At 63.0% G+C, this 15,076-nt stretch carries 16 protein-coding genes; 13 read left to right on the top strand and 3 right to left on the bottom strand.

Translation table 11 applies throughout. The features are described from left to right. Window positions 1-5: 5 nt before the first annotated feature. Both fliD and fliE read right to left on the bottom strand, forming a co-directional pair. Window positions 6-1,412, bottom strand: a complete 1,407-nt coding sequence (fliD, locus tag U5A08_RS24515; protein ID WP_253398835.1) for a flagellar filament capping protein FliD — start codon at window positions 1,410-1,412, stop codon at window positions 6-8. A 99-nt stretch (window positions 1,413-1,511) separates the two neighbouring features. Continuing rightward, on the bottom strand, window positions 1,512-1,826 hold the full coding sequence (gene fliE, locus U5A08_RS24510; protein ID WP_253398833.1) for a flagellar hook-basal body complex protein FliE: 315 nt from the start codon (window positions 1,824-1,826) through the stop codon (window positions 1,512-1,514). 235 nt (window positions 1,827-2,061) lie between these two features. On the opposite strand from fliE, the gene fliF reads away from it, so the two are divergent. The 13 genes from fliF (at window position 2,062) to fliR (ending at window position 12,805) form a co-directional block, all read left to right on the top strand. Then, complete coding sequence (fliF, locus tag U5A08_RS24505) at window positions 2,062-3,783, top strand: flagellar basal-body MS-ring/collar protein FliF (protein ID WP_321848957.1); 1,722 nt, start codon at window positions 2,062-2,064, stop codon at window positions 3,781-3,783. After that, complete coding sequence (gene fliG / locus U5A08_RS24500; RefSeq protein WP_247408537.1) at window positions 3,776-4,774, top strand: flagellar motor switch protein FliG; 999 nt, start codon at window positions 3,776-3,778, stop codon at window positions 4,772-4,774. Before fliF ends, fliG begins: the two co-directional genes overlap by 8 nt. After that, window positions 4,767-5,441 (top strand): flagellar assembly protein FliH, encoded by a 675-nt coding sequence (locus tag U5A08_RS24495; RefSeq protein ID WP_253398829.1) that lies wholly within the window; start codon window positions 4,767-4,769, stop codon window positions 5,439-5,441. The genes fliG and U5A08_RS24495 overlap by 8 nt, the downstream gene beginning before the upstream one ends. Then, entirely contained in the window at window positions 5,438-6,805 is a 1,368-nt protein-coding gene (fliI, locus tag U5A08_RS24490; RefSeq protein WP_253398827.1) for a flagellar protein export ATPase FliI, read from the top strand. The genes U5A08_RS24495 and fliI overlap by 4 nt, the downstream gene beginning before the upstream one ends. Window positions 6,806-6,824: 19 nt before the next feature. Next, window positions 6,825-7,295: a flagellar export protein FliJ gene (gene fliJ / locus U5A08_RS24485; protein WP_253398825.1), complete on the top strand. Its 471-nt coding sequence runs from the start codon at window positions 6,825-6,827 to the stop codon at window positions 7,293-7,295. Between the two features lie 8 nt (window positions 7,296-7,303). Further along, window positions 7,304-8,521 carry a flagellar hook-length control protein FliK gene (locus U5A08_RS24480; RefSeq protein ID WP_321848955.1) on the top strand — a complete coding sequence of 406 codons (1,218 nt, stop codon included), beginning with the start codon at window positions 7,304-7,306 and terminating at the stop codon, window positions 8,519-8,521. Between the two features lie 123 nt (window positions 8,522-8,644). Next, on the top strand, window positions 8,645-9,115 hold the full coding sequence (fliL, locus tag U5A08_RS24475; protein ID WP_253398807.1) for a flagellar basal body-associated protein FliL: 471 nt from the start codon (window positions 8,645-8,647) through the stop codon (window positions 9,113-9,115). 2 nt (window positions 9,116-9,117) lie between these two features. Further along, the gene (gene fliM, locus U5A08_RS24470; RefSeq protein WP_253398805.1) at window positions 9,118-10,173 is read left to right on the top strand and encodes a flagellar motor switch protein FliM; all 1,056 of its coding nucleotides are present in this window, start codon (window positions 9,118-9,120) and stop codon (window positions 10,171-10,173) included. Beyond that, window positions 10,166-10,636 (top strand): flagellar motor switch protein FliN, encoded by a 471-nt coding sequence (gene fliN, locus U5A08_RS24465; protein ID WP_253398799.1) that lies wholly within the window; start codon window positions 10,166-10,168, stop codon window positions 10,634-10,636. The genes fliM and fliN overlap by 8 nt, the downstream gene beginning before the upstream one ends. Then, window positions 10,633-11,037, top strand: a complete 405-nt coding sequence (fliO, locus tag U5A08_RS24460) for a flagellar biosynthetic protein FliO (protein WP_321848952.1) — start codon at window positions 10,633-10,635, stop codon at window positions 11,035-11,037. The genes fliN and fliO overlap by 4 nt, the downstream gene beginning before the upstream one ends. After that, window positions 11,034-11,726 carry a flagellar type III secretion system pore protein FliP gene (fliP, locus tag U5A08_RS24455; RefSeq protein ID WP_247406253.1) on the top strand — a complete coding sequence of 231 codons (693 nt, stop codon included), beginning with the start codon at window positions 11,034-11,036 and terminating at the stop codon, window positions 11,724-11,726. Before fliO ends, fliP begins: the two co-directional genes overlap by 4 nt. A gap of 14 nt (window positions 11,727-11,740) precedes the next feature. Next, window positions 11,741-12,010: a flagellar biosynthesis protein FliQ gene (fliQ, locus tag U5A08_RS24450; protein ID WP_247406249.1), complete on the top strand. Its 270-nt coding sequence runs from the start codon at window positions 11,741-11,743 to the stop codon at window positions 12,008-12,010. 6 nt (window positions 12,011-12,016) lie between these two features. Further along, window positions 12,017-12,805, top strand: a complete 789-nt coding sequence (gene fliR, locus U5A08_RS24445) for a flagellar biosynthetic protein FliR (protein ID WP_247406246.1) — start codon at window positions 12,017-12,019, stop codon at window positions 12,803-12,805. A gap of 1,063 nt (window positions 12,806-13,868) precedes the next feature. Here the strand turns inward: fliR and flgL are convergent. Next, a complete protein-coding gene (flgL, locus tag U5A08_RS24440; protein WP_321848951.1) occupies window positions 13,869-15,065 on the bottom strand; it encodes a flagellar hook-associated protein FlgL in 1,197 nt (398 codons plus the stop codon). Window positions 15,066-15,076 lie beyond the last annotated feature (11 nt).

Raw genomic sequence — 15,076 nt, 5'->3', positions numbered from 1 at the left:
GGTCGTCAATCGTCGCTGTTAAGCGCATCGAACTGGGTCGTCAGGTAATCGGACGTGGAGTTGAGCGACGAGATCAAGGTGTCGAGCTGGGTGAACTCGTCGGTCCAGCGCGCCATCTCGGAGTCGATCAGCGCCTGCTTTTCGACATAGCGCTCTTCAAGTTGCACCAGTTTGGATTCCAGGCTGTCGGTCCTGGCGACGATCAGGCCGCTGTCTTCGTCCAGGTAGTTGTCGAGGTCGTCCGTCATTTGGCCAATGAAGCCGGAGGTGCCGTCGGTACCGATAAAGAACTCCGACACGGCGTCGATGTTGTCGGTGATGGCGCTGGTCAGGGTGTCTTCGTCAACCAGCAGAGTGCCATCGACTTCCAGGGAAATACCCAATTGCGACAGGTAACTGAAGGTGCCGCTGCCAATGGCGGTGTACAGGTCGCTGCTCAATTCCGTGCTGATGCGGCGGGTGGTCGAGTCGCCCAGCAACTCGCCTGCGGTGTCGGAATCGGCATTGTAGGCAGTGAGGGTATCCACGCTGGAAACGTAGCTGTTGTAGGCGGTGACGAATGTGGAGATGGCGTCGTAGATCGCGTCGGTGTCCTGGGAAATCGTCAGGGTCTGCGAGCTGCTGGTGGCGGACAGGTTCAGCGTGACGCCCTGCAGTGCACCCTCCACGGTGTTGCTTTGGCTGGTGATCGAGATGCCGTTGAGGGTCAGCTCGGCGTCCAGCGCTTTCACGGTCTGGGTCATGTTGCCGCTGCTGCCGTCGTAGCCGAGCAGGCTGGACGCCTGGTCGGTGCTGTCGGTGCCGGTGTAGGTCACGGTCATTGCCGATTCGGTGCCGGTGCTGTTAGAGGTCAGCACCAGGCGGTACGGCGTGTCGCTGCCATCGTTGACGATCGAGGCGGTCACGCCGGCCCCCGAGGCGTTGATGGCGGTACGAATGCCTTCAAGGGTGTTGTTGCTGCTGTCCAGGGTAATCGACACCGCGTCCGCCGTACCCACTTGCAGGGTCAGGGTGCCGGTGCCCAGGGCGGTGGTCTTGCTGGCGACACCATTGGTGCTCAGGCTTTGGGCCTGGGCCAGTTGGGTGACTTCCAGTTTATAGGTGCCGGCTTCGGCTTTGCTGGTGGTGGCGGCGGTGACACCGGTGCCGGACAGGCTGGTGGTCAACGATTCATACAAGCTCGAGTCGGCCAGTGCTTCTGCCGCCGTTTGCAGTTTGGTCAGGGCGCTGGTCAGGGTGCCGTAGGCGGATATTTCCGCATTGACCGAGGTTTCCTGGTTGGTGATCGGCGTCAGCAGGCTGGCTTCCTTGGATTCCTCCAGGCTGGTCAGGATGCTGTCCAGGTCCAGCCCGGAGCCGACCCCCAGGGAAGTGATGCTTGCAGTGGAGGTGGTAGAGGTCGTGGTTGCCATGTGAATGCCTGTCCTGGTTTGTGTTCACACACGATGGGGTGCGGTTGAACCCAACATCGGCAAACGGCTGACCCGTCTTTAGGCAAGCGCCGAAGTTTTTTACACCTGCATGGCCATCACGTCTTTATAGGCACTGAGCAGGCGGTTGCGCACCTGTACGCCCATCTGGAAGGCCACGCTGGCCTTTTGCGAATCGGCCATCACATCGCTCAGCGACACCGCCTCACTGCCGGCCTGGAAGGCGTTGGACTGGCGGGTGGCGGTCTGTTGCAACTGGTTGATGCGCTGCAATGACGACTGCAACTCGCCGGCAAACCCCGTGGCGGGGGCGAAACGTTGCGTGCCGGTGCCTTCGGCCTGTTCGGCCAGCAGCGACAGTTGTTGTAGGGCATTGGTCAGCGCAGACGAATTCATGCTGCAGGTTCCATGGGAAGCGATCAGGCCAGCAGATTAGCAAGCCTGGCGACCTGCACATTCGTCCAATTGAGCACAAAAGCGGTGGCTTTTCCGGCGTTTAGCTTTTGGCATTTTCGCCAGAATGAAGTCCTGCCAGCCATCCCTCTCTGCTAGGGGCGGCTGATCGACTACTACTGTTACCGGACTCTGCAATGTCTTTCGTACAGGCCCTACCCTCGCTATCGAGGTGTTCGTGAGTACCGCAGTCCTGGCCAAAGGCGCGCAAAAGAATCTGGCGACCCGTGCGCCAACCCGGCCGTTGGAGGCATTGACCACGCTGTTTCGCAACCAGCCCTTGTTGCCTCTGCTGCTGGCCGCCGCTGCCGCTGTTGCCGTTGTGGTGGCGCTGCTGCTGTGGGCGCGCGAGCCGGAATATCGCGTGTTGTTTTCCGGGCTTGGCGAAGCGGATGGCGGACAAATCATCGGTGAGCTGGACAGGCGTGCGATTCCTTACCGCCTGAGCGAAGGCGGCAACACCATCCTCGTGCCCGGCGACAAGATGAACGCCCTGCGCCTGCAACTGGCCGAGCAAGGCTTGCCCAAGGGCGGCAGCGTCGGCTTCGAATTGCTCGACAAGCAGGCCTTCGGCGTCAGCCAGTTTGCCGAACACCTCAACTACCAGCGCGGCCTCGAAGGCGAACTGGCGCGCACTATCGAGTCCCTGGGGCCGGTGGCCAAGGCGCGGGTGCATCTGGTGATGGCCAAGCAATCGGTATTCGTTCGCGACCGCGAGGCTGCGCGCGCTTCGGTGGTGCTGACCCTGCAACCCGGCCGTGAGTTGGGGCAAAGCCAGGCCAGCGCGATTATGCACCTGGTCACTTCCAGCGTGCCGGAGCTGAGTGTCGATGCGGTGACGGTGGTCGACCAGAACGGGCGTCTGCTGTCCCAGGTCCGCGGCGATACAACCGGCCCCGACGGCACGCAACTGGACTATGTGCATGAGATCGAGCGCTCCTATCAGCGGCGTATCGAAGACATCCTCACGCCGCTGCTCGGCAGCCAGAACGTGCATGCCCAGGTCGTCGCCCAAGTGGATTTCTCCACCCGTGAAAGCACCGCCGAACGCTACGCGCCCAACCAGGACAGCAATGAAGCGGCGGTGCGCAGCAAGCAAACCTCCGAACATGTGGTGGAAGGCGATGACGCCGGTCGCGGCGTGCCGGGTGCGCTGACCAACGCGCCGCCCAATACCCCGGCGCCGACCAAGGCCACCGCGCCGACGCCTGCTCCGGCGGGCGGCACTGCAAGTGCCACCGATGCCAAGGCCGGCAAGCCCGCCAATGCCACCCAAAGCGAGCGGATGATCAACTACGAGGTCGACCGCAACGTCGAGCACGTCAAGTCGAGCCTGGGCACGATCCAGCGCCTGACCACCGCCGTGGTCGTCAACTACCGCACGGTGCTCAAGGACGGCACGCCGACCTCGGAGCCGCTGAGCAAGGAAGAGCTGGAGAACATCAATAATCTGGTGCGCCAGGCCATGGGCTTCACCGAAAGTCGTGGCGATGCGTTGCAAGTGATCAACAGCCCGTTCGTGAGCGAAGACACCTCGGTCGCCGAGCAGCCGTGGTGGAAAACCCCCGAGGCCTACAACCTGCTGATCAGTGGTTTGCGTTACCTGCTGGTGGCCTTTGCCGCGCTGCTGCTGTGGTGGCTGGTGCTGCGGCCGATGCAACGGCGCAACGCCAGCCGAAATGCGCAGATGCTCGCGACCAGTGCCGAGCCGGGCACCGCGCTGGTGCCGGCCAGCACCGGCACCAGCGTGGTGGTCGCCGGCCAGGACAACGCGCCGCACACCCTGCCGCGCAAGTCGGCGGTGTACGAGCAGAACATGCAGAGCCTGCAACAGATTGCCGCCGAAGACCCGCGGCTGGTCGCCATGATCGTGCGCGGATGGATGAAGAAAAATGACTAGCAAAATGAACGGCTCGCGCCGCAGTGCGATTTTGCTGCTGTCGCTGGATGCCGACAGCGCGGCGGAAGTGTTCAAGTTCCTGCCCAGCGGCGATGTGGAAGCCATCAGCATGGAAATGGCGCGCCTGAGCCAGGTCTCCCATGAAGAAATGCGCCAGGTGCTCGAAGAATTCATGGACGAGACCGACCAATACGCGGCCATCAATATCCAGACCAGCGACCATATTCGTGCGGTGCTGACCAAGGCCCTGGGCAGCGAGCGTGCCGCCAGCCTGATCGACGACATCCTCGAAAGCACCAACACCGGCTCCGGCATCGACAAGCTGAACCTGATGGAAGCGTCGATGGTGGCCGAAATGATCCGCGACGAACACCCGCAGATCATCGCGACCATCCTGGTACACCTGGAGCGCCACCAGGCCTCCGACATCCTGCAATTGCTGCCCGACCGCCTGCGCAACGACATCATCCTGCGTATCGCCACCTTCAGTGGCGTGCAGCCGGTGGCATTGCAGGAACTGACCGAAGTACTCGGCGTGATGCTCGACGGCCAGAGCCTCAAGCGCAGCAAAATGGGCGGCGTGAGGACGGCGGCGGAGATCCTCAACCTGATGAGTTCCACCCACGAGGAACTGGCCATCAGCACGGTGCGCGAGCACAGCGAAGACCTGGCGCAGAAGATCCTCGACGAGATGTTCCTGTTCGAAAACCTTATCGACGTCGACGACCGGGGCATCCAGACCCTGCTGCAACAGGTGGAGCACAACTCCCTGGCGATCGCGCTCAAAGGCTCGCCGCCGGCGTTGCTCGAACGCTTCCTGCAGAACATGTCCCAGCGTGCCGGGCAGTTGTTCCGCGAAGACATGGAAGCGCGCGGCCCTATCCGTATGTCGCAGATCGAAACCGAACAGAAGACCATCCTCGCGGTGGTGCGGCGCTTGTCCGACAGCGGTGAAATCGTGACCGCACGCGGTAATGACACTTATGTCTGATTGGCAGCCCTGGCAGATGGACCCATTGGGCAGCCCTGCCTCGCCCGGCGATGACCCGCAGAGCAGCCACCGCGAGCGCGTGCGCAAGCAAGCCTTCCAGCGCAAGCTGGAGATGCAGGTGCTGCGTGAAAAGACCCTCGCCGAAGCCCAGCAGGTCGGCCATGCCCAAGGCCTGGAGCAGGGCTATGCGCAGGGCTTGAGCGAAGGGCGCCAGGCCGCCGCCGTGGAGTTGCAACAGCAGGTGAAGCAGACGTTGCAACCGCTGCTGGAGCTGTGCCGTCACTTCGACGAGGCGCTTAAGGCGATGGATACGCACATTGCCCACCAGTTGGTGCGCATTGCGCTGGAGGCCGCCCGCCAATTGGCCGGCGATGCGCTGGCAGCCCAACCGGAGCAGGTGCTGGTGTTGGTTAAAAGCCTGCTCGACAGTGACCTGGAACTCACCGGCAAACCCAAGTTGTGGCTCAACCCGCAGGATCTGCAGCGCGTCCAGGACAGCCTCGGCGAACAGCTCGACGTGGCGGGGTGGGCCTTGCACGCCGACACCTCGATGCTGCCCGGCGGTTGCCGTGTGGTCAGCGCCGGCGGTGAGCTGGATGCCACGCGGCCTTCGCGGTTGGGCCTGCTCAATCGTAGCGTCGAGCGCACCCTGGATGAACAGCCATGAACGTACACCTCGCGCGCTGGAGCCAGGTCCTGGCGACGGTGCAGGGCAAGCCCCTGCAGGTCGCGCCGTACCTGCGCAGCGGGCGCATCACCCGTGCCACCGGCATGGTGCTGGAGGCGGTGGGCCTGCGCCTGCCGCTGGGCGGCGCCTGCCGTATCGAGCTGACGTCCCATGAGGGCGTATACGCCGAGGCCGAAGTGGTCGGTTTTGCCGGGGACACGTTGTACCTGATGCCCCTCGCGGAAATCCACGGCCTGCAACCGGGGGCGCGGGTGTTTGCCGCGGATGACGGCCAGACCGGCGCCGGGGGGAATCGCAACTTCCCCTTGGGCATGGCGCTGCTTGGTCGCGTGCTGGACAGCGGCGGCCAGCCCCTGGACGGTCGCGGCCCGCTGCTGGGTGCCCACCACGCCAGTCTGCATACCCAGCCGCTCAACCCGCTCAAGCGCGCGCCGATCGACCGCCAGATCGACGTGGGCATCCGCGCCATCAATGCCTTGTTGTGTGTCGGGCGTGGCCAGCGCCTGGGCCTGTTTGCCGGTTCCGGCGTGGGCAAGTCGGTACTGCTGGGCATGATGGCTCGCTACACCCAGGCCGATGTGATCGTGGTGGGGTTGATTGGCGAGCGGGGCCGCGAGGTGCAGGACTTTATCGACAACATCCTCGGCGAAGACGGCCTGCGCCGCTCCGTGGTGGTCGCCGCGCCGGCCGATACCTCGCCGCTGCAACGGTTGCAGGGCGCGCTGTATGCCACGCGGGTGGCCGAGGACTTTCGCGACCAGGGCAAAGACGTGCTGCTGATCATGGATTCGCTGACCCGCTACGCCATGGCCCAACGCGAAATCGCCCTGGCCGTGGGCGAGCCGCCGGCCACCAAAGGCTACCCGCCGTCGGTGTTCGCCAAGCTGCCCAAACTGGTGGAGCGCACCGGCAACGGGCCGCCCGGTGGCGGCTCGATCACCGCGTTTTACACGGTGCTCAGCGAGGGCGACGACCAGCAGGACCCGATTGCCGACTCGGCGCGGGCGATTCTGGACGGGCACATTGTGCTGTCCCGGCACCTGGCCGAAAGCGGGCACTACCCGGCCATCGATATCGAAGCGTCGATCAGCCGGGCGATGACCGCCATCGCCAGTGACGCCCAGCAACGCAAGGCGAATCAGCTCAAGCAGGCACTGTCGCGCTACCAGCGCAATCGCGACCTGATCAGCGTGGGCGCTTACACCCAGGGCCACGATGTGCAACTCGACCGCGCGGTGGGCTTGTACCCGCATATCGAGCGGTTTCTGCAGCAGCGCATTGACGACCGCGCCAGCGTTGACGAGACCCTGCACGGGCTCAACCTGTTGTTCCCTGGCAACTGACCTTTTTGAGTAATCATCGATGGCCGACCAATCGCTGCACCTGCTGATCGAACTGACCGCCAAGGCCCGCGACGTCGCGGCTCGCGCCCTGGCGCAAAGCCGTGCTGCCGAGCAACTGGTGATCAACCAGTTGCGCGCCCTGGACCAGTACCAACAGGAGTACCGCCAGAACCTGCAACTGGAACTGGCCAAAGACGGCATGAGCCCCTCGGCGCTGACCAACTACCGAGGCTTTTTGCAGTCGCTGGAAGAGGCCATGGAGCGTGCGCAAAAAAGCCTGGAGCGCCACCGCAAACAGGTGGCGCACCACCAGATCACCTGGATGGCGCAGTGGCGCAGGGTCAATGCGATTGAAGCGCTGTTGAGCCGGCGCGCCCAGCAGGCGCAAGTGCGCGCGGGGCGTGTCGAGCAGCGTCAGGCGGACGAACTGGCCAGCCAATTGCGGCGCCGGGCGGCAGCGTTTCCAACTTCCATCGACAGCAGCCTCTAAGGGACACCATGGACATTCTCGCGTCGTTAGCACCCTCGACCGCAGTGCCTACGCCGGCCAGTACTCCCGCTGAAGCGACGGTTGCGCCGAGTGAGTCGTTTGCCGCGGTATTAAGCCAGGTCAGTGCGCCAGTGGCTGACCCACTGCCGGTGGTTCAGCCGGAACCGGCACCTGCACCTGCACCTGCACCTGCACCGGCAGTGGCGGCCGTGGACACCGCCCCGGTCACGCCAGAGCCGGCCCCGACCGCACTGCCCACACCGGTGGCTGTACAACCGCTGCCGGTGGCTGAGCCAGAGACTCCAGGGGTGGTGGACGATGTGCTGAATGTCCTGCCCGATGACCCCGTGACGGCGGCTGAAGAACCTGAGCCGACAGCCAAGGGCGACAGCACTCTGGACGACATTCGCCAGCGCATGGCCCTGATCGAAAGCGCCGGCCAGTTGGATACCGCCGCGATGATCGTTGCACCACAGCTTCCTGTGAGCGTGCCGCTGCCGGTGGCGGTCAGTGCTGCGCCAGCCGAGTCCGCCCCCGTGATCGACAGTCGCGCCCCGACCCAGGCGGCCAGCCTGCCTGCGGCGGATGAAGAACCGGACAGCGCAGAACCGATCGACCTACCGGGCGCGATGCCGAGCCTGGTCGCTACCGTCGCTGACAGCGTGCCCAGCGTGCGCGCACAAACCCACGACAGCCAGCCGGACAGCCAGCCCGACCCGCAAAGTGTCTTCAGCCTTTCAGCGGCATCCTTCAACCCGGCGAACCTGGCCGTTACTGACACGGTTGCGAGCAACGGCCTGGTGCTCACGGCCGCCATCGGCAGCGCCGATTGGCAGACTGACCTGGGCCAGCAAATGGTCGACATGGTTACGCGTGGCGAGCAGCAGGTGGACCTGCGCCTGCACCCGGCCGAGCTCGGCCCGTTGTCCATCAGCCTCAACCTGAATGACGGCACCACCCAGGCGCAGTTCCAGGCCGCCCATGCCTCGGTGCGGGCGGCGGTGGAACAGGCATTGCCGCAGTTGCGCGAGGCGCTGGCCACCCAAGGCATCGCGTTGGGGCAGGCCTCGGTCAGCGACCAGTCTTCACGCCAGGCTGCGGGTGGCCAGACACCGCGTGATCCGCAGGCCCAGCCGTCCAGCGCAGCAGTCAGCCGCGACGAGGCGCTCCCGGCGCACGTCCAGCAGGTGCTGCTGCGCAGTTCGGGTGTGGACTTGTACGTCTGATTCCCAAATCAAAACAGCGAGATACCGCCGTTACCCTGGTCTTATCGCGCCATGGGCGGAGCAGGGCGATGGTCATACTTGAGCCCTGCCTAACCGTTTTCTTTCATCCCATGGTTCCAGCCAATGACCACCACCCGCAAAACCCCCTGGCTCTTGATTCTGCTGCTGGCGCTGGTCGTCGTTGCAGCCAGTTCCGGTGGCACCTACTTCTACCTCAGCCAACAGGCTGCGGCCGGTGAGACGGCGAAGGTCGAGCCCGCTCCGCAACTCCCCCAGGCGCCACGGTTGGTCACCATCGCACCAATGACGGTCAACCTGGTGAACGAACGTGATGAGCAAAGCCTGCTGTATGTAGGCTTTGCCCTGGAAGTGGCGGATGACGCGAGCCAGGCGCTGCTGCAGCAATACATGCCGCAAGTACGCAGCCAGTTGTTGACCCTGTTGAGCGGGCAGAACAGCACGCTGGTGATCACCCCCCAGGGCAAGGCAGCACTCGCCGACAAGGTCCTGGAAACCCTCAAGCAGCCGCTGGCGCCGCAGCAACCCGCGCCGGCGGTGCTGCGGGTGCTGTACACCGACTTTATCGTGCAATAACCATGGCCATTGACGATTTGCTCTCCCAGGACGAGATCGACATGTTGCTGCGCGGAGGCGACGACGGCGACGCTCCAGCGGATGACGCCGACACCCTGGACGCCGCGCGGGTGCGCCCTTATGACCCGGCGACCCAGCACCGGGTGATCCATGAGCGTTTGCACGCCCTGGACATCATCAACGAACGCTTCGCCCGTTACTTTCGCATGAGCCTGTTCAACCTGATCCGGCGCAGCATCGATATCACCGTCAAAAGCGTGCGCTACCAGAGCTACAGCGAATTCTCGATGCACATGCCGATGCCCACCAACATCAACCTGTTGGCCATGAAACCGCTGCGCGGCACCGCCCTGGTGGTGTTCCCGCCCAGCGTGGTGTTCATGGTGGTGGACAACCTGTTTGGCGGCGATGGGCGTTTCGTGACCAAGTCCGAAGGCCGTGAGTTCACCCACACCGAGCAGCGCATCATCCGGCGTTTGCTGGGCTTGTCGGTGGACGCCTACAAGGACGCCTGGAAGTCGGTCTACCCGCTGGAAATCGAATACCTGCGTTCCGAGATGCAGGCCAAGTTTGCCAACATCACCAGTTCACCGAATGAAATCGTGGTGAATGCCACCTTCCACCTGGAGGTCGGCAACCTGTCCAGCGATTTCAACATCGTGATCCCGTACCTGATGATCGAGCCGATGCGCCAACTGCTCAACGGCCCGCTGACGGATACCAATCCCGAGGAAGAGCGCCACTGGAACAAGCGCATGGCCGGTGAGATCACCCATTCCGAGATTGAGCTGATCGCCGACTTTGTCGAACTGGATGCGCGGATGGGACAGGTCATGGCGCTCAAGGTCGGCGATGTGCTGCCTATCGAGCTGCCCGAGATCATCAGTGCGCGGGTCGATGGCGTGCCGGTCATGACGTGCGAATACGGCAGCCAGAACGGCGTGCGCGCGTTACTTGTGAAGGACCTGGTCGATCACTCTCTGAGCCTTTCCTCTTCTTCTACCAGCCGATTCGTGAAGGGCCACGTGTCCACTGCCAAGGAATCCGATCATGACTGATTCAAACACCGTCGAGCCCCAAGAGCCCGATGAATGGGCCGACGCCCTCGCCGAACAGGCCGCCGAAGCCGCTGACGACGACCCGTGGGCGGCCGCCTTGGCCGAACAGGAGCAAGTCGATGCGGCGGTTGCCGGACCGGCGCCAAGCGTAGGTTCGAGCCTGTTCAAGCCGTTGCCTGCGCCAACACCCGCGGCGGGTGCGCGTGAGCTGGAAATGATCATGGATATTCCGGTCAAGCTGAGTGTGGAACTGGGGCGCACCCGGATCACCATCAAGCAATTGCTGGAACTGGCCCAAGGCTCGGTGTTGGCCTTGGACGGCCTGGCGGGTGAACCGATGGACATCCTGATCAACAGCTACCTGATCGCCCAGGGCGAAGTGGTGGTGGTGGATGACAAATACGGCATTCGGATCACGGAAATCATCACCCCGTCCGAACGCGTACAAAAGCTCAACCGATGAGCCTGGTCAGCGCAACACCGGCGCCGCTTGGCGTGCCTTCGGACAACGTGATGAACCTGGCATTGCTGGGCAAGACCGGCCTGGCGCTGGTGGTGGTGCTCGCCTGCGTGCTGGTGTGCGGCTGGCTCGCGCGGCGCATGGGGTCGCGGCCGCTGGCGCCGGGAAAGATGCTGCGGGTGGTCAGCAGCACCGGCCTGGGCCAGCGTGAAAAGGTGGTGATTGTGGAGGTGCGCGGCCAATGGCTGGTGCTGGGGGTGACTGCCCAGCAAGTCACCGCCCTGGCGCAAATGGACGCGCCGGCAGCCGAGCCTGAGCCGGCGGTGGTCGAACCGGGCGACAGCTTTTCCGAACGCCTGGCGCATGCCCTGAAGCACAACCTGCGCAAGGGACGCGGCTCATGAATGGCCTGGAACCGGCGATGCAAGGCCTCAGCGCCTTCACCGGCCAGGCCGGCGGCCAGCAATGGTCGCTGAGCCTACAAACCCTGCTGCTGCTCAGTGCCATGGCGTTCCTGCCAGCGGTGTTGCTGATGATGACCGGGTTCACCCGGATCATCATTGTGCTCGGCCTGCTGCGCACGGCCATCGGCACCACCTCGGCGCCGCCGAATCAGGTGCTGCTGGGGCTGGCGCTGTTTCTGACGTTTTTCGTCATGTCGCCAACCCTCGACCAGGCTTACGAAACCGCCTGGCAGCCATTCTCCCGGGACGAGATCACGGTGGAGCAATTTCTCGACAAGGGCAGCCAGCCGTTTCGCACCTTCATGCTGGCCCAGACCCGCCAGGGCGACCTTGCGTTATTCGCGCGGTTGGCGCGCATCGACGACCTGCAAGGGCCGGAGGATGTACCCATGCGCGTGTTGCTGCCGGCGTTTGTCACCAGCGAATTGAAGACCGCGTTCCAGGCCGGTTTCACCATTTTTATCCCGTTCCTGATTATCGACCTGGTGGTGGCGAGCGTGTTGATGGCGCTGGGCATGATGATGGTGCCGCCGTCCACCATCTCGCTGCCGTTCAAGCTGATGCTGTTTGTGTTGGTGGACGGCTGGCAGTTGCTGCTCGGTTCCCTGGCGCAGAGTTTTTATACCTGATGAGGACGTAGACGATGACGCCGGAAATGGTCATGGACCTGGCTTACAAAGGCATGCGCATGAGCATGATCGTGGCCGCGCCCGTGTTGTTCGTGACGCTGTTTGTCGGCTTGCTGGTGAGCCTGTTCCAGGCGGCCACGCAGATCAACGAATCGACCCTTTCGTTTATCCCCAAGATCATCGGCGTGTGCGTGGTGCTGGTGATCGCCGGGCCCTTGATCATGGAAATGCTGGTGGACTACACCCGGACGCTGTTCACCAGTTTGCCCACGCTGATTGGCTGACGCGCCTTGATTGAGGTCAGTTCGGCGCAACTGCAACTGTGGCTCACCAGCTTTTTCTGGCCATTCTGCCGCGTGTTGGCATACCTGATGAGCGACCCGATCCTGGGCCACAAAAATGTGTCGAGCCAAGTGAAGGTCGGCCTGGCGATGCTGCTGGCTTTCTTGCTGGCGCCCAATTTGCCGGCGCTGCCGGACGTAGCCCTGTTCTCCTGGGCCGGGCTGGGGGTGACGGTGGAGCAGGTGTTGATCGGCATGTCGCTGGGCATGGTGATGCGCGTGACGCTGGCGGTGGTGGAGATGACCGGCGATATCTGCGGTATGCAGATGGGGCTGGCGTTTGCCACGTTCTTTTCCGCCGACACCAGCACCAACAGCCTGGTGCTGTCGCGCTACCTGGGGATGATCACGATCCTGATGTTCCTCGCGCTGGATGGCCACCTCATGGTGCTTGAGCTGCTGGCGACCACGTTCAAGACGCTGCCCATCGGGCACCTGCGCTTTGACCCCAACGCCTGGAACCTGATCGCCCGCTATGGCAGCACAATCTTCCTCACGGGGCTGTTGCTGGCCTTACCCATGGTTGCCACGCTGCTGATCATCAACCTGGCCATGGGCATTCTCAACCGAGTGTCGCCGCAGTTGACGGTATTTTCGGTGGGCTTCCCGCTGACCTTATCCGTGGGCCTGATCCTGCTGATGGTGGTGATGGGCGACCTGGGACCGTTTCTGGCCAGCCTGCTCACCAATACCCTGCACTTCATGCAGTACCTGGTCGACAACATGACCCTTGCTTGACTCATGTGCCACGGTCCAAGTGTGGGAGAGGGCTTGCTCCCGATGGCGGTGTTTCAGCCAATGCATCTGGCGACTGATCCAGCGCAATCGGGGGCAAGCTCCCTCCCACATTTTTGGATGTGTTCGAGTAGTGATATGGGGGGCGCCGCAGTTGATGGGCTTCTGTGGGCTTGATTCTTATTTCTGTCCAACCTGCTGCCACGGTCTAAATGTGGGAGGGGGTTTGCCCCCGATGGCGGTGTTTCAGCCAATGCACCTGGCGACTGATCCGCTGCTATCGGGGGCAAGCCCCCTCCCACATTTTTGGATGTGATCGAGCAGTGATATGGGGGGCGCCGCAGTTGATGGGCTTCTGTGGGCTTGATTCTTATTTCTGTCCAACCTGCTGCCACGGTCTAAATGTGGGAGGGGGCTTGCCCCCGATGGCGGTGTTTCAGCCAATGCATCTGGCGACTGAGCCGCTGCTATAGGGGGCAAGCCCCCTCCCACATTTTTGGATGTGTTCGAGCAGTGACATGGGGGGCGCCGCAGTTGATGGGCTTCTGTGGGCTTGATTCTTGTTTCTGTCCAACCTGCTGCCACGGTCTAAATGTGGGAGGGGGCTTGCCCCCGATGGTGGTGTTTCAGCCAATGCATCTGGCAACTGATCCAGCGCAATCGGGGGCAAGCCCCCTCCCACATTTTTGGATGTGTTCGAGCAGTGACATGGGGGGCGCCGCAGTTGATGGGCTTCTGTGGGCTTGATTCTTATTTCTGTCCAACCTGCTGCCACGGTCTAAATGTGGGAGGGGGCTTGCCCCCGATGGCGGTGTTTCAGCCAATGCACCTGGCGACTGATCCAGCGCAATCGGGGGCAAGCCCCCTCCCACATTTTTGGATGTGATCGAGTAGTGATATGGGGGGGCGCCGCAGTTGATGGGCTTCTGTGGGCTTGATTCTTATTTCTGTCCAACCTGCTGCCACGGTCTAAATGTGGGAGGGGCTTGCCCCCGATGGCGGTGTTTCAGCCAATGCATCTGGCAACTGATCCAGCGCAATCGGGGGCAAGCCCCCTCCCACATTTTTAGATGTATTCGAACAGCGACATCTTCTGCAGGCTGACGAAGGTCTGCTGCGCCGCCTGCAGTGCCACTTGCAACGCGGTGTACTCGGTGACCGATTCGGTGTAGTCGGCATCCACCAGCCCCGACAGGCGTTCGGTGTAGCTCAGTGCCAGGTCGTCGCCGATGGTGTCGAGTACCTCCAACTGGTTAAGCCGCGAGCCGACGGAGGTTTGCACCGTGAGCACGTTGTCCTGGGCGTTGCTCAGTTGGCGGCTGGCGGTGGACAGGGTGTTGTTCAGGTTGGCCTGGTCGGCGTCGGTTTCCACCGGGGTTTGCAGCACCGAGATCAGGTTTTTCAGGCTGGCGAACAGGTCCGGGTCGGCGTCGGCGGCCTTGCTTACGGTAATCGAGTCGCCGTCCACTGGGGCGCCGCTCAGGGTCAGGGACAGGCCGTTGACTTCCAGGGTATCGCCCGAGGTGTACGTCACCGGGGTGGCGCCGTCGAGGCTGTATTGCGCGGTGCCGTCGGCGGCGGTGCTGAAGGTCAGGCTGAAGCCGGTGCCGTAATTGGCGTCCTGGGTATCGGTGATGGTCGGGCCGCTGAAGGTCACGCTGCCGCTGTTGTCGCCGGCCTCGGCGATAAACCCCGCCGAACTGCTCACCGAGAGGAAAATCGTCGCCCCGGTATCGCCGCTGGCCATGCTCTGGGTGGAGCTGACCTGTTGTTTGATCGCGTTGTCGTCGCCCTGGTACACCAGATCGCCATTGGCATCGGTGGCAAACGCCGGGCTCTGGCTCTGATAACCGGAAAACAGATAGTTACCGTTACTGTCCGTGGCGTTGGCCAGTGTCACCAGGGTGTCGTACACCCCTTGCAGCGAGGTGGCGATGGACTCGCGGTCGGCGTCGCTCAAGGTGCCGTTGTTGGCTTGCACGATCAGCGCCTTGGCGCTGGTGATGGCATCGTTGATGCTGTCCAGGGTGCTTTCTTCCTGGGACAAGGACGTGCTGATGGTACTGCGCGAGTCAGCATATTGCGTATTCGCGGCGATGGCCTGGCGCACGTTGACGGCCTGGGCGGCGGCCAGCGAATCATCCGAAGGGTTGACCACCCGGGTGCCGCTGGACACTTCCTGGGCGGAGTCCTGGTAGGCGCTTTCCTGGGCGAGCATCGAGTTCAGGCTTTGGTTGTAAATCGTCGCACTGCTGAGGCGCATGGCGTCGCTCC

Origin of the sequence: Pseudomonas paraveronii (assembly GCF_963681955.1) — a bacterium.
Lineage (GTDB): Bacteria > Pseudomonadota > Gammaproteobacteria > Pseudomonadales > Pseudomonadaceae > Aquipseudomonas > Aquipseudomonas paraveronii.
This window is presented reverse-complemented; position numbering and strand designations above follow the sequence as displayed.